The organism is Novipirellula artificiosorum (genome assembly GCF_007860135.1).
GTDB lineage: Bacteria > Planctomycetota > Planctomycetia > Pirellulales > Pirellulaceae > Novipirellula_A > Novipirellula_A artificiosorum.
Window position 1 is genome coordinate 112,017 of the sequence record NZ_SJPV01000018.1, and the last position, 20,774, is coordinate 132,790.

At 54.3% G+C, this 20,774-nt stretch carries 14 protein-coding genes and 1 pseudogene; 5 read left to right on the plus strand and 10 right to left on the minus strand.

The features are described from left to right. Positions 1 to 141: 141 nt before the first annotated feature. The 3 genes and pseudogenes from Poly41_RS30140 to Poly41_RS30145 all read right to left on the minus strand — a co-directional run bounded on the left by Poly41_RS30140 (position 142) and on the right by Poly41_RS30145 (position 3,346). A complete protein-coding gene (locus Poly41_RS30140; protein ID WP_146531081.1) occupies positions 142 to 2,289 on the minus strand; it encodes a prolyl oligopeptidase family serine peptidase in 2,148 nt (715 codons plus the stop codon). Positions 2,290 to 2,521: 232 nt separating this feature from the next. After that, positions 2,522 to 2,740 (minus strand): annotated as a pseudogene (locus tag Poly41_RS35850) (MFS transporter); the annotation flags it as partial. A gap of 408 nt (positions 2,741 to 3,148) precedes the next feature. Continuing rightward, positions 3,149 to 3,346: a cold-shock protein gene (locus Poly41_RS30145; protein ID WP_146531082.1), complete on the minus strand. Its 198-nt coding sequence runs from the start codon at positions 3,344 to 3,346 to the stop codon at positions 3,149 to 3,151. Positions 3,347 to 4,195: 849 nt separating this feature from the next. Between Poly41_RS30145 and Poly41_RS30150 the strand changes: the two genes are divergently transcribed. From Poly41_RS30150 to Poly41_RS30160, 3 genes are all read left to right on the plus strand, one after another. Further along, positions 4,196 to 5,254: a hypothetical protein gene (locus Poly41_RS30150; protein WP_146531083.1), complete on the plus strand. Its 1,059-nt coding sequence runs from the start codon at positions 4,196 to 4,198 to the stop codon at positions 5,252 to 5,254. Positions 5,255 to 5,542: 288 nt separating this feature from the next. Next, complete coding sequence (locus tag Poly41_RS30155; RefSeq protein ID WP_231616071.1) at positions 5,543 to 6,955, plus strand: outer membrane protein assembly factor BamB family protein; 1,413 nt, start codon at positions 5,543 to 5,545, stop codon at positions 6,953 to 6,955. 193 nt (positions 6,956 to 7,148) lie between these two features. Further along, positions 7,149 to 8,375 (plus strand): hypothetical protein, encoded by a 1,227-nt coding sequence (locus Poly41_RS30160; RefSeq protein WP_231616072.1) that lies wholly within the window; start codon positions 7,149 to 7,151, stop codon positions 8,373 to 8,375. A gap of 28 nt (positions 8,376 to 8,403) precedes the next feature. Here Poly41_RS30160 and Poly41_RS30165 read toward each other — a convergent pair whose 3' ends face one another. After that, positions 8,404 to 9,480, minus strand: coding sequence for an alginate lyase family protein (locus tag Poly41_RS30165; RefSeq protein WP_231616073.1), 1,077 nt, complete (start codon positions 9,478 to 9,480; stop codon positions 8,404 to 8,406). A 500-nt stretch (positions 9,481 to 9,980) separates the two neighbouring features. Between Poly41_RS30165 and Poly41_RS30170 the strand changes: the two genes are divergently transcribed. Beyond that, complete coding sequence (locus Poly41_RS30170; protein WP_231616074.1) at positions 9,981 to 11,231, plus strand: Gfo/Idh/MocA family protein; 1,251 nt, start codon at positions 9,981 to 9,983, stop codon at positions 11,229 to 11,231. Between the two features lie 107 nt (positions 11,232 to 11,338). On the opposite strand, the gene Poly41_RS30175 is transcribed toward Poly41_RS30170, so the two are convergent. From Poly41_RS30175 to Poly41_RS35480, 4 genes are all read right to left on the minus strand, one after another. Continuing rightward, complete coding sequence (locus tag Poly41_RS30175; protein ID WP_146531085.1) at positions 11,339 to 12,937, minus strand: sulfatase family protein; 1,599 nt, start codon at positions 12,935 to 12,937, stop codon at positions 11,339 to 11,341. Between the two features lie 124 nt (positions 12,938 to 13,061). After that, positions 13,062 to 14,951 carry a sulfatase-like hydrolase/transferase gene (locus Poly41_RS30180; protein ID WP_231616075.1) on the minus strand — a complete coding sequence of 630 codons (1,890 nt, stop codon included), beginning with the start codon at positions 14,949 to 14,951 and terminating at the stop codon, positions 13,062 to 13,064. Between the two features lie 78 nt (positions 14,952 to 15,029). After that, positions 15,030 to 16,904 carry an alpha-L-fucosidase gene (locus Poly41_RS30185; protein WP_146531086.1) on the minus strand — a complete coding sequence of 625 codons (1,875 nt, stop codon included), beginning with the start codon at positions 16,902 to 16,904 and terminating at the stop codon, positions 15,030 to 15,032. Positions 16,905 to 17,127: 223 nt separating this feature from the next. Beyond that, entirely contained in the window at positions 17,128 to 17,364 is a 237-nt protein-coding gene (locus Poly41_RS35480) for an adenylate/guanylate cyclase domain-containing protein (RefSeq protein ID WP_146531087.1), read from the minus strand. A gap of 106 nt (positions 17,365 to 17,470) precedes the next feature. Between Poly41_RS35480 and Poly41_RS30195 the strand changes: the two genes are divergently transcribed. After that, complete coding sequence (locus Poly41_RS30195) at positions 17,471 to 19,432, plus strand: arylsulfatase (protein WP_261344927.1); 1,962 nt, start codon at positions 17,471 to 17,473, stop codon at positions 19,430 to 19,432. Between the two features lie 7 nt (positions 19,433 to 19,439). On the opposite strand, the gene Poly41_RS30200 is transcribed toward Poly41_RS30195, so the two are convergent. Both Poly41_RS30200 and Poly41_RS30205 read right to left on the minus strand, forming a co-directional pair. Beyond that, complete coding sequence (locus Poly41_RS30200) at positions 19,440 to 20,336, minus strand: VOC family protein (RefSeq protein ID WP_146531089.1); 897 nt, start codon at positions 20,334 to 20,336, stop codon at positions 19,440 to 19,442. 54 nt (positions 20,337 to 20,390) lie between these two features. Further along, positions 20,391 to 20,771 carry a RidA family protein gene (locus Poly41_RS30205; RefSeq protein ID WP_146531090.1) on the minus strand — a complete coding sequence of 127 codons (381 nt, stop codon included), beginning with the start codon at positions 20,769 to 20,771 and terminating at the stop codon, positions 20,391 to 20,393. Positions 20,772 to 20,774 lie beyond the last annotated feature (3 nt).

Below are 20,774 nucleotides of genomic sequence, written 5' to 3' on the forward strand. Positions count from 1 at the left end.
CAAAACATTTGATCGGCAACGTGCCGATCAAAGTTAGCTCAAGTCATTTCGCTAGCGGGACATTCTATACGAAGCAGCCCCAGCGATTCACTCCCTGCCCAGTTTTTGTTTGACCGACGTGAATTGTTCGAGAGGTTTCGGTCACGGCGAACGAAACGGCACACCCAAGAAATGGAATAAAAACGCGTTTGTATCGACGGCTTCTTCGATCCGCTGCGATAATCCTGTGTCGCCGCCATGCCCCGAATTTGCACTGGTCCTCAACAGCACGGGAGGACTGGAAGGTGATGCCGATTGAAGTCGCGCCGTCATTTTTCGCGACTGCATCGGGTCGACTCGAGGATCGTTCGCGCCGGTAAAGAAGATCGTGGCAGGGTACTTCGTGCCGTCGGTCACATTGTGATACGGCGAGTAAGCTCGCATCGCCATGAATTGATCTCTCTTTTTAACGGTGCCAAACTCAGGAATATTGAACGATCCGTTCGGGGACAATTCGACCCGAAGCATATCGTAGATGCCGACATGCGAGACCACACACTTCATCAACTCGGGATGCTGGGTCATCGTGGCCCCCATTAACAAACCGCCGTTCGAGCCGCCCTTGATCGCCAACTGATCCGACGTCGTATACCCCTGATCAATCAGAAACCGCGCTGCAGCGTAGAAGTCATCAAATACGTTTTGCTTGTTGGTCAAGTTTCCCGCCAGATGCCAATCTTCTCCGTACTCACCACCACCACGAAGGTTGGCGACCGCATAGGTAACGCCTTGTTCCAAAAGTGATTTATTTGCGGCACTGAAGCGAGGGGTCAGGTTGATGGCATACCCGCCATAACCGTACAGCACCAGCGGGCCAGCTTCGTTAACAGAATCGGGGCGTAGAATGTTAATCGGAATTTGGGTTCCATCCTTGGAGGTTGCAAACTCGCGAGTCACATGAACGTCGCTAAAATCGACCGGTGAGCGACTCGAAAGCTTGGTTCTCTGGGTCTCGCCGCTCGCCGCTTGGTAGTGAAACCAGAGCGTCGGTTCGATGTAAGAATGGTTGTGGAACACGATGTCATCGTCGGTCAACGGTTCGATACCACCTACGCTGGAAATCGGCAGCTGCTGAGGCTTTTCCAACGGTGTCCCGTCAAGGTCGAAGACTCGGATTTCCGAGGGACCGCCAAGCTGATAGGTCACATAGATGCGATTGGCTGTTGCTACCAGACTAGGCGGTGAATGGTAGAAACTGGTGACGATGGTATCCTGAGCTTCTGGGATCAATTGCTGTGTGCTGCGTGTTGGCAGCGTCACGTCACGGAGGCGAACAATCTTCCCGCGTGGAGCTTCATCGCGAGTGATTGCCAGGATCGTTCCTGACGGCTCGAAGGTTGCCTGGACCAGCTTGTCGCCGAAATGACTGAATGCAAACCATCGCCCATCGGTCATTCGAACGTGATGGGAAAACTCGCCGCCGTCACCATTCTGAACGTTACAGAGCACCATGCCCGAGGGGGCGTGCACTTCGACTTCGATCTCGGCAATCCGTGGAAAGTCTTTGCCGAGTTCAAATCGATCTTGGGCGCTGTCGGTGCCCAGTTGATGAAAATACAGCTGCTGGTAAAAATCCAAATCCGGCTCGGGCCTCTCACCCTGTCGCGGGTGACGTGTGTAATAGAATCCTTTGTTGTCGGGCGCCCAGGCGAGGTCACCACCCGCAGTACCGGTGTTCACACGTGGCACGCGTTCAAACACTTTCTTGGCGGTGGTTGTGTCATACACGGACACGTCACCCACTTCGCTGCCTCCCGCCGAGATCGAGATCGCGACGAGCCTCCCGTCTGGGGAGGGTTCGAACCAATCCATCGAAGTTGTCCCCTCCGTATCGACCCCATTTGGATCAAATAGGACGCGGCAACTCTCAGGTGAGTCAAGCGAATCGAATGTGACCAGATAGGGTTGCTCTTTGGGAGGGTGGTTCTTCACGGCAAAGTACTTTCCGCCAACGTAGCGAACTTCACGGTAGGAAATCAGCTGGGCCGACATGATCTCGGTGACTCGTTTGCGAATCGCGTCGACATTCGGCAACCCATCAAGAACCTTCCGAGTATATGCATTCTGGCTCTCACTCCAGCGTTTGACTTCCGCATCATCCCAATCTTCGAGCCAACGATAAGGATCTTGAACTTCGATGCCATGGTACGAGTCCACCGTTGGTGAAGTCCGCGTTGCCGGAGGCTGTGCCAACGTGGAGGAACTGGCCGCCACGACGATGGATAGCAAAAAGAGGTAACGCGTGATCATGTTGGATTCCGTTTGATACGAAACAGGGCGTTTGACGCGGCCGAAGGTCGAAGTGGTCTTTGCACTGCTAAGCCTACCAATAAATCGCGTGATCGTGAATGAAAGGCAAAAGGATGTCGCACTGATACGGTTATCCCATTGCTGGTTGCTCCGCAGCAGAGCCAGCCTCCTTCTCGCTCGATGGTCTCTTCGTTTTTCGTGTTCCGGGGTTCTGTTAACGCGACCGTCGGCTAATCGCTGTTCCAACAACGACGATGGACGTCGACATCCCCGAAACCGCACCAAGGTGGCTTCGGCCAAAAAAACGTGGCCAAGTTACTGCAGATAAGATGCTGAACATGCCTTGCATGAACCCCATTCCCAATACGACAAAAACAACGGAGGTCTTCGTTCCCAAGAACGACAGACTCAGTGAGAACACCAAGACGCCAAGGCGAGTGACAACATCAAGGCGGAACCGGCGGAAACCCATCGCCCTCCGAAACGGTCGTACCAACGACCCGCACGCGTAATCAGCATCGCACTGGCAATGGCTCTGAGTCGGCCACTACGAAAGGTGGGAAAAGCGAATATCCGCAAGTTATAAATCGAACGTCCCAAAGGATCGCAGACGGTAGCCGAATGACCCGTAAAAAAAGACAGGTTCAATTGGATTGAACCTGTCTTGGTGCTAATACATCGCCCGGTCCGGTCAACTCAAGCCTTCTTTTCTTTGTTCGCTTTGCGTTTTTCCTTGGGACTTAGCTTTGCTTTTTTCTGCTTCTCTTTTTTGCCCTTGTCTTTGCTTCCGCCCTTGTCACCCATCCTGTCTTCTCCAAAATCGAGGGAGTTGAAATTTGAACGAATAGCTTCGGGGGTGTTACCCCACTTCAACGTTCTCGGCACACGGCCCTTTGGGGCCACGCGCTTCGGTGAATGTCACTCGCTGACCTTCCCGGAGTTGGTCGTAGCTGACGCCCTCAAGGCTGGACGAATGAAAGAACAAGTCCTTATCGCTGCCAACGTCAATGAATCCAAAACCTTTGTCAGTAAGTCGCTTAATCGTGCCTTCAGCCATTCTCAAATCCTAAAAAGTGTTTCGCAGCATTCGTCTAAATCGAATTATCCAACACGAATCGCTGCGCGCTCATTCTAACAGCAAAACCACAACGTTGATGGAGGCAGCGGCGATTTGCAGCACATTCTTGCCGCTTTCTCCCTATTGGGCCCTTCATTGCTTTGCCTCGAGAACCAAAATTCCGCGGCATGGAGGACGTTTCCAGCGTCTGAGATCGCCCGCAAATTTTTTTGCGAAGCAGTGATTTCAAGGTCCATGCGACTCGTGACCGCCCTGAGCATCGATCGGGGAGTGGAAGTGGGCATTTCAAGCAATCAACCTCGGACCTCCGCTGCCACGGCTGGATCGCAGTTTGCCCGTCAAAAGGTTCATTTGAGTGTTTTGTATCCACGAAGCGATCCCTCAATCCGCCACGGAGGAACCAACAACGGGTAAACTGTTGCCAAGACCGTCACGCCCTCGGCCTGCGGATCCTGGGAACTGATCCTTTTAACCGACCTTCAACAAAATACCGTCACAATGAGATTTCGGATGTCTTTTCCTCTGCCCGCATGCCGGGCCCATGGAAACACATCGGGCGGATGACGATGAATCCGAGAGGGTTGCGAACAATGGGCAGATTAGGGTCCAACTTGACAACCGAGTTCCGACCGGACGGCAGCATCCTGCTGATGACCAAGGGTGGCGACATTGCCATTTCAAATCGTGGGATCCTCGGGCCTTACCAATTGGTGTCGATCGATAACTACACTCGCAATAGCGGTGTATGCGGAAGATCCAGTGGTATGGAGAAGCAGGCACCAGTATCACTGCATTTACAATCATGCCCAGGATCGAAAGAGCGGGCACATGCGATCGCTCGACGGAGTTCATTGGAAGAATGAAGAGGGACTGCCCTACGATGCATCCTCCACCTATTACACCGACGGTACAAAGAACGAGTGGTACAAGTTCGAGCGGCCCAAGGTGCTGCAGGACGAAATCGGACGGGCGACGCATCTGTCACTGGCGCTGCTTGATACCGCAAAGGGTAGCGACAAGGGGAACGACCTTCACCGTTCCAAAAATATGATTCTGCCTCTTGTTGTCGAGCGATGTGTCACGATTCTCGATGAGCATCCGATCACCGCGAAGACCAAAACCATTGCGGTTAGGATCGAAGCCGAAGCCGATTTTCATCCTCAGAAGGAGATCGACTTGGCTTCGCTACGCTTCGGATCGGATTCCTTCGTAAACAAGGGTCGCGGCTGTCGCGCAATTCGTTCCCATCTGGATGGAGAGAATCTGATCGTGCATTTTGAAGGTCAGAACGGACTCAATCGTTTCGATTTTGATTTCAAACTGCTGGGTCAGACGAAAGAGGGTGATTTGGTCATCGGCTATGCTCTGCTTCCCGGAAAATCCCCAACCGCTGCTTCTCTGTTTGCCCTGCCAGTCCAAGTGAAGGAATTGGACGCAGTCAAGACGCTCGAAGGAGTGATCGAAAATATCGGGCTGGAAGATTCTGAACCTGCGCAGGCGGTCGTCATGGAACACAGCCAAGCGGGTTGGAAGACATTGAAGCGATTTCCGTTGCCGGCGATCAAGCCTTACGAAAACAACACCCTTTCCATGATACTCGATCATCCCGATGCGGATGATTGTGAATATGAGATACGGATTGCGGGTCAGCAGACGTGTGAAGGGTTCTGGCGCAAGGTGGATGACACGGATCCGTCGGTTGAATTTACTGGAAACTGGGGCTCGTGCGCTGATCCCGGTCCGCAATACTACATGAACAACGAACGGATCACCGAGACGGTTGGGGACTCCGTCCAGTTTGCCTTTTTCGGCTCAAAGGCGAGAGCCTATGGAACGCTAGCGGATGCCTTCGCCTTTGAATCGATCACCCATCCGATCCAGGATTGACGAGCGAGCGTTGGAATACTCAACTGACCCACGGTTCTTCACCCATGGCGACTTAGAACGGGGTTTCTTTCTTCATCGTGCGTCGGCCGGGGACAAAAGCGGTTGGCCCAATTTGCAGCAGCAGTGAACAGAATGTATAAACGATTGCCTGTTCGAGCTGATTTCTTCGAGCCATTGAGCCAACCCATGGGGTTATGCTGTTAGCGTTAACGCCCACAGTCCGGCCTGCTTCCTCTTCCAACGAACCAAGCGATCCACGCACCACCAACCCGCTTTTCGAGATTAACCATGCGACGATCCCTACTCTCTTTTGCCGTTGCCCTTGCTGTTTTGACAACGACCGTCAGAGCCGATAACTGGGCTCATTGGCGTGGTCCAACGGGCAACAGCGTTTCACCCACCGCCCATCCACCGACCGAGTGGTCGGCAACGAAAAACGTGAAGTGGAAGGTGCTAATCCCAGGCCGCGGCACGGGTTCGCCGGTGATTTGGGAAGATCAAGTGTTTGTCGTGAGTGCGGTGCGATCCGATGGTCAGACAGAACCGCAGGGTGCGGCGCCGCCAAGTGGTCCAAACGCCGGGGGACGTGGGGGTCCAGGCGGCGGTAGACCTGGCGGTGGTAGACCTGGCGGTGGTAGACCAGGCGGTGGTAGAGGATTTGGAGGAGGAAGGCCTGGTGGAGAAGGTGGTGGCGAAACGCTCCCGAAGCTGCAATTCAAAATCTATTGCTTTGATCGCCAATCTGGTGCATTGCGTTGGGAGCAAACGGCGATCGAAGCCACGCCACACCAGCAAGTCCATCAAACCAACAGTTTCGCTTCCGCATCCCCCTGCACTGACGGTCAGCACGTCTATGCCCACTTCGGCTCACGTGGTTTGTACTGCTACACGATGACAGGCGACTTGGTTTGGAAACGCGACGACTTTGGAAAGATGGAGACACGAAGTGGATTTGGTGAAGGAAGCTCGCCGACGATCGCCGGCGACAAGATCTTGGTGCCATGGGATCATGAAGGCGAATCGTTCCTTTATGGGCTCGACAAAGCGACCGGCAAGACGATTTGGAAGACACCGCGCGACGAGCCGACGTGTTGGGCCACTCCGCTCGTTGTCGACGTGGACGGCAAGCCGCAAGTTGTCATGAATGGACAAACGTGTGCTCGGGCTTACGACTTGGCAAGTGGGCAGGAATTATGGCGCTGCGGCGGACAAACCGCCCGGCCCTGTTCTTCCGCGGTCGCCGGTGGCGGACTTGTTTTCGTCGGCAGCGGTTTTCAAGGTAATTTCCTCGGCGCCTTTCGACTGACAGGATCAGGCGACATCGAAGACACCGATGCGGTCGCTTGGACCACCGAGCGTGACTGTCCCGACGTGGCGTCTCCGATGCTGTCCGGCGGTCGACTGTATTATCATAAAGGCAAAGGGGGCCAGTTGACATGCGTGGATTCCGCGACCGGCAAACCTTTTTACAGTGCCGCCAGGATTGATGACATCCGTAGCACCTACGCGTCACCAGTTGCAGCCGGCGGACATGTCTATTTGACCGGACGAAGTGGCACCACCGTGGTGATCAAGGATGCGGAAAGCCTTGAGATCGTCGCAACGAATTCGGTCGGTGAAGGGGTCGATGCGACACCGGCACCTGTGGACAACGAGTTGTTCATTCGCGGGGAACAGCATTTGTTCTGCATCACCGAGTAGGGCCGGTTCCTACCGGCCAAATCGAGGCAGTCCGGTGGGAACCGGACCTAAGTGTTTTATGGAAATGCACGAGCCGCCGGTATTTCATGGTCCTAACCGGCGGCTAACGCCTTGCCGCTCATAGAGTGACGCTGTCCAGCTAGGCCTTTTTTTTCCATGAATCTTATCCCGTTGTGACAAGCATCAAATAAACATGAAAGCTCCACTCCTCTTGCTTGCTGCGGTCGCCCTTGGGATACCGCTGAACTCCCTATGCCTTGGACAGAATCTTGCTGACACGAATCAGCTTCAGAAATGGCTGAAGCAATTCCCCGCCGCGGACACCAATGGCGACGGAAAGCTTTCAAGCGATGAAGCCATTGCCTATCGCAATGAGTTTCTTGCCAGCGGGCCCGCGAATCGTTGGGCCAAAACCGGGGCAGTCAAGCGAGAGTTCGGGGTCGATCCTGGCTGGGATTCAAGGACCTTTCCCGAACAAGCGGTCTGCCACAAGACTCCCGCAGAAATCAGACAGATCTTTGCAGAGGTCAGCTCGGGGAAACAGCCCGCGGTCGTCTCTTACGAGAAACCGGCCGACGGTGCTTTGCGGATCGTCGGGACCGGTCACAGCTTCATGATGCCGGGTTACAAGACGCTTCCCGTTATCTGCAAGGGAGCCGGAATGACTCAGCCACTTTACACGCATGTCGGCGGGGGCATGACGGGGAGTGCACGCTACAAGTGGGAGCAAGAGAACGGAATTTTTCAATTCGATGGCAAGCCCGTGCCGAAGTTGCTCGCCTCGATCGCCAATGCACCGTGGGATGCGATGATGTTTGGGCCCTACTTCAACGACCGTCCAGCCTATTACTCGTGCTGGTTCGACTTTTGTCTGAAGTACAACCCTGAGATGAAGTTCTATTTATCGGATGCCTGGCCTCAGCTCGAACAGCTTGGAACGAAGCCAGCGTCCGAAGCATTTTTTACCGCAGAGGTCTTGGACCGCATGGGAGCCGAGAGAAGATCGATGTACCGTCAGACTCTCGATCCGCTGCTCAATGCGTACCCAGGTAAGGTTTTTGTGCTTCCAACGTCGGACGCGATGGTATTGGCTGCGAAGCATTTTCTTCGTGGTGAATTGCCTGGAATCGAGGGACTGCACCGCGCGATCGGGAAAAAGGAGCGTTCGCTTTGGAAGGACCAACTTGGTCACCTCGGTCCCGGCCTTGAACGCCTCGAAGGGTACGTGTTCTACGCCACCCTCTACGGGCAATCCCCTGAACGAATTGAAAAGGTGATTGAGTTTGGCGGCGACGCAAGCTTCCCAAATCAGGAACTCGACCGCATGTTCCGTAAGATCGCATGGCAGGCTGTCGCCGAGCATCCCTTTTCGGGCGTGAGCGACAAGGATGGCGACGGTGTCAAGGATTCATCCAGGTAGTCTTCGGTCACGCCGTCGAGTTGTCCTCTCACAGTTGTGGGTATTCCCATTTCTTTTTTCCTTTGCCATAGGAATTCAGAAATGCTTCGGCCTTCCGGATGCTCCGGCCGTCGGGAGTCTCATAGCCCAAAAGGTCCACGCCGACCTTATCGCCCAATTTGGCGAGTCGCATGAAGGCACTCAGATTCATCTTGCTGTAAGTGAAGCTCTTCGTGCGAGCCAGTTCGTGCGGTTGACGTCCATCGGGTTCGATCTGTGTTGCAATGCGTTTTGTCTTGACGGATTCGAGCAGTTCACGGGCCTCATCGTTCTTACCCAGGAACAGTAGGATCGTTGCAACCTGGACATCATACCAAGTTCCGTGATTATTCAATCGAGTGCCTTCCTGTTTGCCCTTCTCGCTGAATTGCAACCAGTGCAGATAATCTTCCATCCATTTCACGACTTCTCGATAGGTGGGTTCAGGGATCATTTCGTTGGCCCACATCAGGTGAATCGGAATCAATAGCTGTTCGATTTTGAGCCATTCGATAATTCCGAAGCAACGCCCGTCATAAAGACCGGGAACGCCTTGACCATACTCCAGATGCGGATTCATTCGCGTGGTTGGATCAATGCACCAAGCCTTCAACAGCTCAATCGCAGCATCTGAATATTGGGTGTCGTCCGAATAGAAAGCCGCCATCCCAAGCGAGTTGACCCGATTGAAGAACTGTAGTGTGACATCATGATCACTATTCGCTCCTTGTGTGTCAGGATTCACACGACCGTCACGCCGTATCCAGGGCAGACCATCCTCCTTCTCGGGGTCAGGCCACCAATAAGGCGCAATGCTGTAGTAGTCTCGCTCATCCCCGCTGGGGGGCGTGATGGATTGATGGATCACCGACAATGGCTCGAGACCAAGAACGCGGTCCGCTTTCTGCATCATCGCGTCATACTCGGGCCGATTCTTCGGGTCCTGTTGCTGCCATTGTTGTTTTCGTTCGAGCAATTGCGGATAGTCGACGAGTACAAAATCCCCCGGTTCCTTGCTGCAGCTCTCGCCGGGCGGAACCATGCAAAGGCACAGCAATACGAGTAGAATCGGTGATTGCCGCGTCATGGACGGGAAACAATGGTTTACTTGTCTCCATCTCGTCATAATCATGATGGATTCCTTCGATCATCTTGATGTTGCAGGGGAAGGTTTGAGAACCGATCCGAAAAGGGGTCTGACCCTTTGTCGACCGACGTTTCGATTGCTCAAAAACTCGTTATTTTCCAATGGATTCGCTACCGATACGCTCAGACCCCTTTTCTGATAGGTTCTAAGAATCAGCAGGTGTGAACTTGGCTAGCAGGTGCGCCGTGCTCTGGTGCCACAGCATTCTACACGATTCCTGCTTGCTGACCTCAACCACCGCGTCGAGAGCAAATCCAACCTTGTGCTCTGTTCCGATTCAACTTTAGGGTTGGAGCATAGCGAAAGCAATGGATCTGGAATCAAGCGGATCGAGCTGGACAGCGAGACTTTGTGAGCGGCAAGGCGCTAGCCGCCGGTTATGCTCATGAAATACCTGCAGCTAGCTATTTGCAAATACTGACAGACGCCACAAGGAACAAATGATGACACCTCCCAATGGATTGATGATCGGCACCGGTGAATACACCACTGGTTTTGTAGGCGGAGCCGCGAGCCGGTCCGACAAGAGTGCCGGCGTCGTGGCGCTTTCCTTGTTTGACTTGCGACGGCGAGGTCGAGTTGGGGACTTGGCCATGGTTGGCACCAACGGAACCAAGTTCCCTGGCCTGAGACAGCATTTGCATGACGCGATCGAGACCACTTACCGAGACATGAATGTCGACGTTTTGACTTTTCCGGCCGATCATGTTGAGTGTGATCCCGCGGCCTATTTGGCGGCGATGGATACGTTATCGCCTGGTGATTTTGTGACCCTCTTTACACCCGATGATTTGCATTTTCCGATTGCGATCGAAGCGGTCAACCGGGGACTGCACGTGTTGATCGCCAAGCCGCTGGTCAAATTGCTTTCCGAACACCTGCAACTGATTGTCGCGGCGGAAGCCAACAACGTTGTGGTCGCGTTAGAGGTCCACAAGCGTTGGGATCCGATCTATCGTGATGCCCGTGACAGGATTCGATCGCTGGGAGAATTTAGCCATTTCATGTCGTACATGAGCCAACCCAAAACACAGTTGGGGACGTTTCGTTCGTGGGCTGGAAAGTCAAGTGACATCAGCTATTACTTGAACGCTCATCATATCGATTATCACGCCTGGTGTATCGTCCCCGATGCTTTGCCTCGTTCGGTTTACGCCACTGCGGCAACAGGAATCGCGAAGGGCTTGCAAATGGATACCGAAGACACCATTGCGCTCAACGTCGTTTGGGAGAATGTAGCGACGGGAAATCTTGGAACCGCCCATTACGTCGCGTCGTGGGTCGCCCCCCCAAGCGACGTGCATTCTCAACAACGTTTTTTTTACATGGGACACCAGGGTGAGGTCACCATTGATCAAGCTCATCGAGGATATACGCTGTCGACAGACAAGCGAGGCTACGCTTCGTCAAATCCGTTGTTCATGAAGTACACGCCCAATGCGGCAGGTGAGTTCGCGGGTCAGTCGGGCTATGGCTACTTGAGTATCGAAGCGTTTGTCGATGCGGTTTGTAACATGCGCAAAGCCGGCGCGGTGCCCAGCGATTTTTCTCAATGCTTGGCGCTGGCACAGGATACCGTATGGGTGACGGCGATTTTGGAAGGCGGAAGGCGCAGTCTCGATTCCGGCACCGTCCAGAACATTCGCTACGAGGGCAAGCGTCCGATTGGCTTCGATCAAGCAGGGCCATGAACTCAGACTCGGCGCAAAGCGACACTCGGCATCGGTGCGGTTCCTGTTAAACGCTTGACGGGAAATCGCCGAGCAGCAAGACGTGGACCGTGCTTCCGTTGGGCTTGTCAAAGCGCCGGCGTGCGCATGGTTTCTTGCCATGCTTTCGGTTTTTCCGCTACATCGCTGTCGTCCTCGTAATGCTCACGAATGCGATCCAGTTCAGCACGGACTTCGGCAATTTTATCGGCATAGGCCGGGTTGTTGTACTGATTCGTCAGTTCATCTGGGTCGTTTTCCAGGTCGTAGAACTCCCACTCTTCGCCGAATTGGTAGAACTTCATCAGCTTATGTGTTTCGGTGCGGACTCCATAGTGTCGTGGCACCATGTGCACACTTGGGTATTCGTAATAATGGTAATAGATGCTCTTTCGCCAATCGGCAGGTTGCTCTCCCTTAAGGAGCGGGACCAGCGAACGGCCCTGCATGTCGTCAGGGATCTTGGCACCTGCCACGTCGAGAAAGGTTTCGCCATAGTCCAGGTTTTGGACCATTCGTTCTGACTTCGATCCCGCTTTTGTGACGCCGGGCCATTTGACGATTAACGGCATCTTGAGCGACTCTTCATACATCCAACGTTTGTCGAACCAACCGTGGTCGCCGACATAAAAACCTTGATCCGAAGAGTAGATCACGATCGTGTTGTTATCGACCCCAATGTCCTTCAAGGTGTCCATGAGGGTGCCGACGCTTTCGTCCACGCCCTTGATGCAACGCAGGTAGTTCTTAGCGTAGCGTTGGAATTTCCAACGGACCAAATCGTCGCAGCTGAGATTCTGCGCATGGAAGTCCTTGTCTTTGGGAGCATAGGCGTCTCGCCAGACTTCAAGTTGTTCCGGTGACATGCGTTGCATGTTCATCCATGCTGATTTATCGACTCTTCCCTTGATCGATTTGCCGTCAAAATCCTTGACCAGATCGACGAAGAGATCGAAGTTCAGGTGCATATGGCGATCGATTTCAAGTTCCTGATAGCGAGCCGGTTTTTCATTGTCCCACCAGCGGTCGAAGAGCGTATTCGGTTCTGGGATCTCGATGTCGTCGTACAGGTGCAAGTGACGCGGGGCTGGCATCCAGTTGCGATGGGGGGCTTTGTGCTGGACCATCAGCATGAACGGTTTCTCTGCGTCGCGGCCTTCTTGCAGCCACTTGACGGCAAGGTCGGTGACGATGTCCGTGCAGTGGCCTTCAATCCGCATTTGACCTTCGGGCGTGATCATGTCGGGGTTGTAGTACAGCCCCTGCCCGGGTAGGACTTTCCAATCATCAAATCCCTGCGGCGTTCCCTTCAGGTGCGACTTACCATAGAGGGCCGTTGTGTAGCCGGCCTTCTGCAGAAGTTTTGGAAATGTTTGTTGGTTCCAGTCGAATGAATTGCCGTTGTTCATGAACCCGTTTTTGTGGCTGTGTTTGCCCGTCATGATGACGGCGCGGCTGGGGCCACAAATCGAATTCGTGCAAAAGCTGTTTTGGAACAGCATGCCTTGCGCTGCCAACTTGTCAATGTTCGGTGTTGGGTCAACCGATTTCAGCCATCCGTCGTACGCGCCAATGGCATGAGGCGCGTGATCATCGGAGAAAATGAACACGATGTTCGGGCGTTCGGCAGCCATGCCCGAACCGAGCAGACTGAACGTCACCAGTAGTGAAGCGAGGAATCGTTTCATGAAGAATCTCGTTGTTTCTAAATTTCTTGCGGACCAGGAGACATGCAGTTTACCTGGCTAAGGTCGAAGACCCGAGTGACTGAACGCATCAAAGTGTGGAGCGCCAATGGACGGGTCGCGTCGGTCAGTTGACCACGTTGTCGGTACCCAACAAAACATTTAACGTTCGATTGGCGACTCGCGTGATGTACTTGTTGGGCTGGTCTTTCAAGCAGGCTTTCATCTCCGGAATCAACGGTCGGGCCATTTCTCCTGCTTCGCCCAAGACAATTGCAGCTCGCAGTCGTCCCCATTCGTGCTCGCTTTGCAGCTCTTGTTGAAGGACTGGCAATGCCAACTCTGGCGACTGCAACTTCAACAAGGCACGAGCTGCTGCGATCCGAACGCAGGGGGCTTCGTCTTGAATCGCCGATTCAAGTCTTGGCTTCGCTGACGAGGCGACGTTGGATAAATTCCCGATTCCGATTGCTGCCCAATAACGGACCACGGAATCCTCATCGTCGAGAGCGGCGACGAGTTTGGGGAAGTTCTCTGTTCCACCGACCGCTAGGTTGGCGACGTTACGGATTCGCTCGATTAGTTCAGGATCGGCATTCAGGAGAATGTTGTAGCGGGCGCTGGTCGTCTTCTCGCGACGCTGGATTTCGGATTCGGGGATCAAGCCAATATCGCGGGTCTCAACCACCCAGTTCAAGTGCACCTCACGCATCCGATCAAGAACTTCCTTATAGGTTTCGTCTGCGGCCAGGTTGTGGATTTCGTGCGGGTCGGATTGGAGATCATACAGTTCCTCCGCTGGCTTGTTATTCGCCATGAACAGCGCGGCGGGCTCTGGAAGCTCACCCTCCGCATGAACACGACGCAGCTCTTTCATCGTCGCCCCTTTTTCGGGGGTGTTCATGTATTGGTAATACGGTTTGAACGGCTCGTAGTTTCGAATGTAGCGAAAACGATTGTCGCGAACGGCGCGAATGATATCGTAACGCTCGTCCATTCGATCTCGTGCGCCGTAGACGTAGTCGCGTGGTTTGGTGAGGTCTTGGCCCAGGAAAGCGCGGCCCTGGAAATATTCTGGCAGCCTGATCCCCGCGAGGTTCAAAACCGTAGGAGCAAAATCGAGACTGCTGATCAATTGATCGTCGACCGTTGTGGGTTGGCCTTGGTTGGCGAGCCGAAATGAGTCTGGAATTCGAACCACCAGCGGAATTCGCGTTCCCGAATCGTACAGCCAACGTTTAGCGCGGGGCAGGCCGACGCCGTGGTCGGACCAATACATAATGATCGTGTCTTCGTAGACACCCTGGTCTTTGAGTTCCTGAATCCGTTCACCTGCCCAGAGATCCATGGCAGTGATCAGTTCGTAGTTCCGCTTCCAGTCCTCACGGACAACCGGGGTATCGGGATAGTACGGCGGCAACGTGAGTTGGTTGGGATCCTGTCGTTGTTCGCTGGTCAGGTCCTTGGTGACTTGTTTGTACTTGGCCTCATTCTCAATTCCACTTTCATGACAACCGGTGAAATTGAAGACCGCAAAAAAAGGTTGCGTTTCGTCTTGGCGGTTCTTCCAATGTGCTTTACCGCTGGACTCATCCCAAGCATCCCGGGGCGTTTTGAACTGATAGTCCTGTTTGCTGTTGTTCGTGCAGTAATAACCCGCCTGTCGCATGTAGGTTGAAAAGGGCTTCACGAAATCAGGAAGCTCTGCGTTGCATCGCATGTGATGCGTTCCAAGCGTCGATTGGTAGATTCCCGTGATGATCGCGGAGCGACACGGAGCACAAACACCGGCCGTCGTAAAGACGTTGGAGTATCGAACCCCTTGCTTGGCTAGTCCGTCGATATTGGGTGTGATCGCATCCTTGTCGCCGTAGCATCCGAGATGGGGACTAATGTCTTCGCAGGAAAGCCAAAGGATGTTGGGACGTTTGCCGGGCGAATCCGATTCCTGTTCGTCGGCAACCAATGAATTGATCGAACAAATCGTCAATGACAATGCGAGCAGTTGTCTAAGCATTCCAATTTCCATGATGTGTTTTTCCAACGGTACAGCTTCTCAATATAGTCCAACGCGCTGACGAATGCGTTCTTCGATTTATCGCTCGACGACCAGGATCGAATACAGTTCCAACTTCGGCAAGGAAATCGTTGCCTGACCCGCGGCCCACGTGACCTCCAATGGCTTTCCTTCCGGTTGCATTGTGATCGACTTCGGAGCCTGGCTCAGACGGATGGAGACCTTCAGCGGACCGACAGGTTTGACCTCGTTGATTCCTCCGTCCGGCGGGGTGGCGTGGGGGCCGGACGTGTTCACGAGGTGAAGGGTCAGCTTGTTGCCGAGCATGCGTGGGCTGACATCGACATCCTTCGCTCCGATCACTTCAACCAATGGTTCGGGGAGCACTTGCTTGAGAGCGGTCGGAAATGCGCCGTCGACCTGATCGACCGAAACAATCGAGAAGTCGGTCCCTGCGGTCGCCTCGGGCTCGAATAGCTTCGCCGGGCCTGGCCCGATTAGCAGCAACGTGCCGCCCGATTTTGCGTACGAAGCCAGTTCGTCGCGGAAGTCGGGTTCAAGGTATTCCCAACCCGGCACAACGATCACCGGCCACTCGGACGTTTTCCCTTTGAGCTGGTGCTCGCTGAGGATTTGTACGCCGTATTGGTTTTGAAGCATCTCGGTCAGCGCGCTCCGCAATACCCGAACACCATTGGCTCCGTTCCAATGGAATAGACGCGGTGATTCGCGATAGTGGCCGGCGGTTGAGTAGAGCAGAGCCATCTGCGGTACAGCAACCGATCGGTGACAGTAGGGTTGTCGGTCACGGCAGAAACGCGCGACCTCAGCCATCACATCCATCTCGGCCGGATCGCGAACGGCTCCGTCGCGGTCCTGTTTGAAATAGGCTTGGTAACCGCCGCCGAGCGCGAGCACTTGGGCAGCTTCCTGCATGAGTTGTACAGCCGGCTTCTGCTTCCGCGTCTCGCGGCTGAACGACCAAGACATCAAATCCCACGGCACCCCCTGGTCTTCCAGACACCTGCCGGCAAAACGAGCCGAGTTCACACTGTCGTCTGGCGAGAAGTCGCCCGAAAGACCCGCGACGTCGGCCGAGACAGCTTCAGGCATGTGGTCGCTGAACGCCCAGTTGCTGATCACCTGAAAGTCCGGATGGGACGCTTTCAATTCGTCGACGTAATGTCTCACGTAGCGGCGGAAACCGTCGCGATGGAAATCCATCCACTCGTTCCAGTAGGGGGCGCCCGCCTTCCGCGGTATGACCTCGACACCGGTTTGTTCGCGAAACATGCGAGTAGCCGTCTCACCATAGTCAGCCATGGTGCCCCAACAGTCGCCGTCGACCCAGACACCGTCGACGCCATACTTACCCGCCAGCTCGCGGAGTTGAGGGATCATCAGCGTATCGACGTACGGCCCAAACACAGAGGTGGCCCGGTTGTTGGGTTTGCCGGCTCCGTCGATCGCTGCCCATTCGGGATGGTCGGCCACCGCCTTGTCGTCCCAGACTCCTGAGTAGTGCATGAATAACGCAATGCCCCGCTTGCGTGTCACGTCTCGCCAGATCTGTAGCGGATCGCCAACGAATCCGGGTGCCGGGTTGCCCACCATCGTTGGATAGCTCGAATAGCCGCGATGGCCTTTGCAGTCGATTTGAATGTAGTCGGGATTGACCTTGTCGATGACCCTTTCAACCATCTCGGGCGTGGTCCGCTCGCCTACACGGTTGCAGTCGTCGCCCGCGTGGAAGTCGAAATGGATTCCCAGGAAAGCGTCAGCTCGTTTCATCCGAGGCGGATCGGCGGCATCCACGCAGGCCGTGCCCACCAGGCAAGCAGCGATGACACCGATCACGAACCGGACGGAGGGTCGCTTCAAGCCGCCGGCCGATAGGGTGTGTTGGGCGTCAAATCCAAGGGGCGCGACCATTGCGGTGAAGCTTTGAGTCATGGTTGGGTAACCGTTGAGGGAAGGAACCAAGCCGTCGGATTTGAAACTCGGAGCTGCGGAGTACGCAGAGAGTTTGAAAGATCCGGAGGCACTGGGAAACCGGGAGGGGCAGGGAAAGTGGTTGCGTCAGGCTGGGCGAGGACGTTCGTGACCGTGGACGATTCGGTTGGGTCCTACGACCATTTTGACTTGATGGAAAATGATTTGGCAACCCGCCATGGGTTCAACCAGTCGCCATGGCGAGCGATTGCGGGTCGAGCAAGTAGGTCTTCAAATCGGCATCCACTCCCTTGACTCGTAGTAGCGACTGGGGGACGAGGCGAAACTCGCTCGCTTCCAATGCTGCGGCTACGGAGCTGGACACCACGATGGTTCCGCTTGCCGCAACGCTGCAAAGTCGCGATGCCACGTTGACGGTGCTTTCGCGGATAGAATGTAGCCGCAATCTTTTCCCCAACATTTAGCGTCCGAGAGACATCATGTGTTATTGCCCACGACTTCTCATTTCTGCACTGCTTTTAGGCTGCTCCCTTTCGTTGGACGTGCCTGCTGCCGACCGTCCAAATATGGTTGTCATCATGGTTGATGATCTTGGGTACTCGGACATCGGTTGTTTTGGCGGTGAAATTGAGACTCCCAACCTTGATGCGTTGGCAAGTGGCGGAATGCGATTTTCGCAGTTTTACAACACGGCAAAGTGCCATTCGTCCCGTGTGTCCCTGCTCACCGGACAATACTGCATTGCAGCGGGCGACACCTCATTGCAACACGCCGTCACTTCCGCGGAGGTGCTCGCCGGGGCGGGGTATTTCACTGCCATGACCGGCAAGTGGCATCTGAAGCAGGAGCCAACCGATTTCGGTTTTGACCGCTACTTCGGTCATTTGAGCGGGGCCTGCAATTTTTTTAAGGGTGACAACACCTTTCGTCTCAACGGTCAGCCGTGGAAGGTTCCCGAATCTGACTTCTACACGACGGTTGCTGACGTTGATTTTGCCTTGACGTTTCTCGGCGAAGCACGGCAAGTGTCCAAGCCGTTTTATCTTTACGTTGCATTCAATGCCCCTCATGCACCGCTCCACGCGTTGCCAAAGGATTATGCGAAATACAAGGGGCGTTATGACGCCGGCTGGGACAGCATTCGTGACGCGAGAGTTGCAAAACAAAAATCACTGGGCTTGTTGCCGCAATCGCTAAAAGCGAGTCCTCGTCCCGCACACGTTCGCGCGTGGGATCAATTGGTCCCTTGGCAACGCGACTATGAGATCAACCGCATAGTAACACTGGCTGCGATGATTGACCGTGTCGACCAGGAAGTCGGTCGACTGGTCGATGACCTTCGCAAACATGATGAACTCGACAATACCGTGATTCTGTTTGTCTCCGACAACGGCGCTTGCCCCTACGACCGTAAAGCTCCGTTGTTAAATGTTGAACCGACCAACGGCGACGTGTCGCTTGCGGATTCGACCGGTTGGGCATGGGCGCGGAACGCCCCGTTTCGCTTTTACAAACAAAACCAGTTCGAGGGCGGTATCAGCTCGCCCGGTATCGTTCATTGGCCCAAGGGTTTGAAAACGCAGCCTGGCGTCATTGTTGACACTCCCACGCATTTGATCGACGTGATGCCGACGCTGGCCGATTTAGCGGGCGCGACCCTCCCCAAGGAGTTTCTCGATCGCGAACTGCGACCGGTTTCGGGCGTTTCGCTGCGGCCCCTTTTGGACGGCGGTGACTTGGTTCGCCCCGATCCGATCCACCTCCAGTTCGCTTCCGACTATGGACTGCGCGATGGAGACTGGAAGCTCGTTAGTTTCAAAGGCCAGCAATGGGAACTCTACAATGTGGCCAATGATCGTACGGAGCTAACCAACTTGGCAGAATCCGAACCCGAGCGTCTTGAGCGGATGGTCGACAAATGGAAGGAGATGAGTCTCGATGTGTTGAAGTCCCCGCGTTTGGCCAATCCCAAGATGACGCCGGCGGAGCACCCAAGGTCCAATCGCGAGTGGACAGTCTATAGCGATACGGAGGCTGTGCCCACAAAATGGTCGGGTAAGAAGAACCAAGGTGCTGCGGCGACAAAGCCTCGAAACCCGTCCCGGGAGCTTCGCAATGGCATTCGGGCGCGCAAGAACACCGAACTGGTTGTTGGCCCGGGAAAGTTGAATTTGAAGTTCACGGGTGACGATCCTGGCATCGCGATGGACCTGCGTCGGGATAGAGAGATTTCCACGGGGCCCTACCAACTGACGTTTGAACTGGAAACCAGTTGGCAGGGTAGCGGCGAAGTCTTCTATACGATCGATGATCAGAAAGCCTTGCCCAACGGGCTGCGAGTTCGGTTCCCCGTCACCGGTAGTGAAGCATCACAAAAAGTTCGCATCCCGATCGACACTTCCGAACGCTTGCGTCAGCTGCGTCTCGACATCACCGATGGCCCCGGGGCGGCCGTCATTTCGAATCTGCAGCTGTCCAACAGCGCGGGGGAGCTCGTCCGGAACTGGACGCCAACACCGCGTCCCTGAGCCGTTTCTAGAGGATCCTATTTTTTCGCTTGATCAATCGGATCGGTACGCCGCGCGGATCGTAAAGGTCAACGACTACATCGCCATTCGCTTCCACGCGTGCCTCGCCAACCTGTTTGCCACCGCCATGAACCATGCGTTTTGCCAGCCTTTGAGGTTCAAGGGTTGTGAATGCTACGTGTACAACTTCGTGCGGCATGTTGTTCAAGGCGCAGTCGATATCCTTGGTATACAGTTCAAGTGACATGCGATTATCGACGTCACCGATATACGGAACCCGGTAATTACGAAAGTCGTTTTGGGCGACGTCGATATCTTTCGACCAAGGGATGGTCAAGTCCATAAACTGTACGAACCACAGCGCGGAAATCTTCTGGTCCTCGGTGTTGAAGGCAAAATGTTCAAACCGAATGGTGCTCTTAACTGGTTTGGGAAAGAAGGCATCCACCCGGTGAATCAGCTGCGCAGCAAATCCATTGGGATCCCGCAGATTCAGCACAAAATCACCGACCTGATTGCGGTAAATGTCTCCTACCTGCTCGGCACCATTTTTTAGCATTTTCTCGGCCACTGCCTCGATGGTCTTATGCCCCTCAAAAGCCAAGTGGTAGGAATTCAAATCAACGTCGAAATAGGTGTTCTTCAAACCAGGGATCGAGCATAATTCAATCATGAAGTTGTGATCTTTATCGGCCACGAACACGACATCGCTATCGTTCGTGGCAATGATCTCTAGCCCGACGTTGTCAACATACCATTTCGCTGTCGCCTCTTTGTCGGCCACATTGATTCGTACGTGCTCGAACCGTGCTGGTGAAAGTTCCTCCTTCAAGTGCTGGGCGAATAGAAGGTTAGGCAGGATTGCAGTAAGGATTGACGCAACGGCCAAGGATTTCATACGCATACTTTTAGTCCTCAATCATAGTAAGTGCCATCGAGCAGTGAGTTCATTAAACGCCTAGTCCAAAACAGCGATCGCATCGATTTCAACCAAGGCATTTTTCGCCATTTTTGAAACTTCAACACAAGCTCTTGCAGGGGCTTGGTCCTTGAAATAGGTTCCATAAATATGATTCATGGCGGAGAAATCATCCATGGATTGAAGATACACGTTCGTTTTCACGACACTCTCGAGACTCACGCCCGCTTCTTCAAGAATCGCTTTCAGGTTTTCTAATACCTGCACGGTTTGCGCCTCAATCCCTTCAGGCACCTCTGCTGTTTCAGGGTGCATCGGTAACTGGCCGGAAGTAAAAAGCATATTTCCGGCAACAATTCCCTGATTGAAGGGCCCGATGACACCAGGGGCCCTGGTGGTATTTACAACTTCTTTGTTCATGCC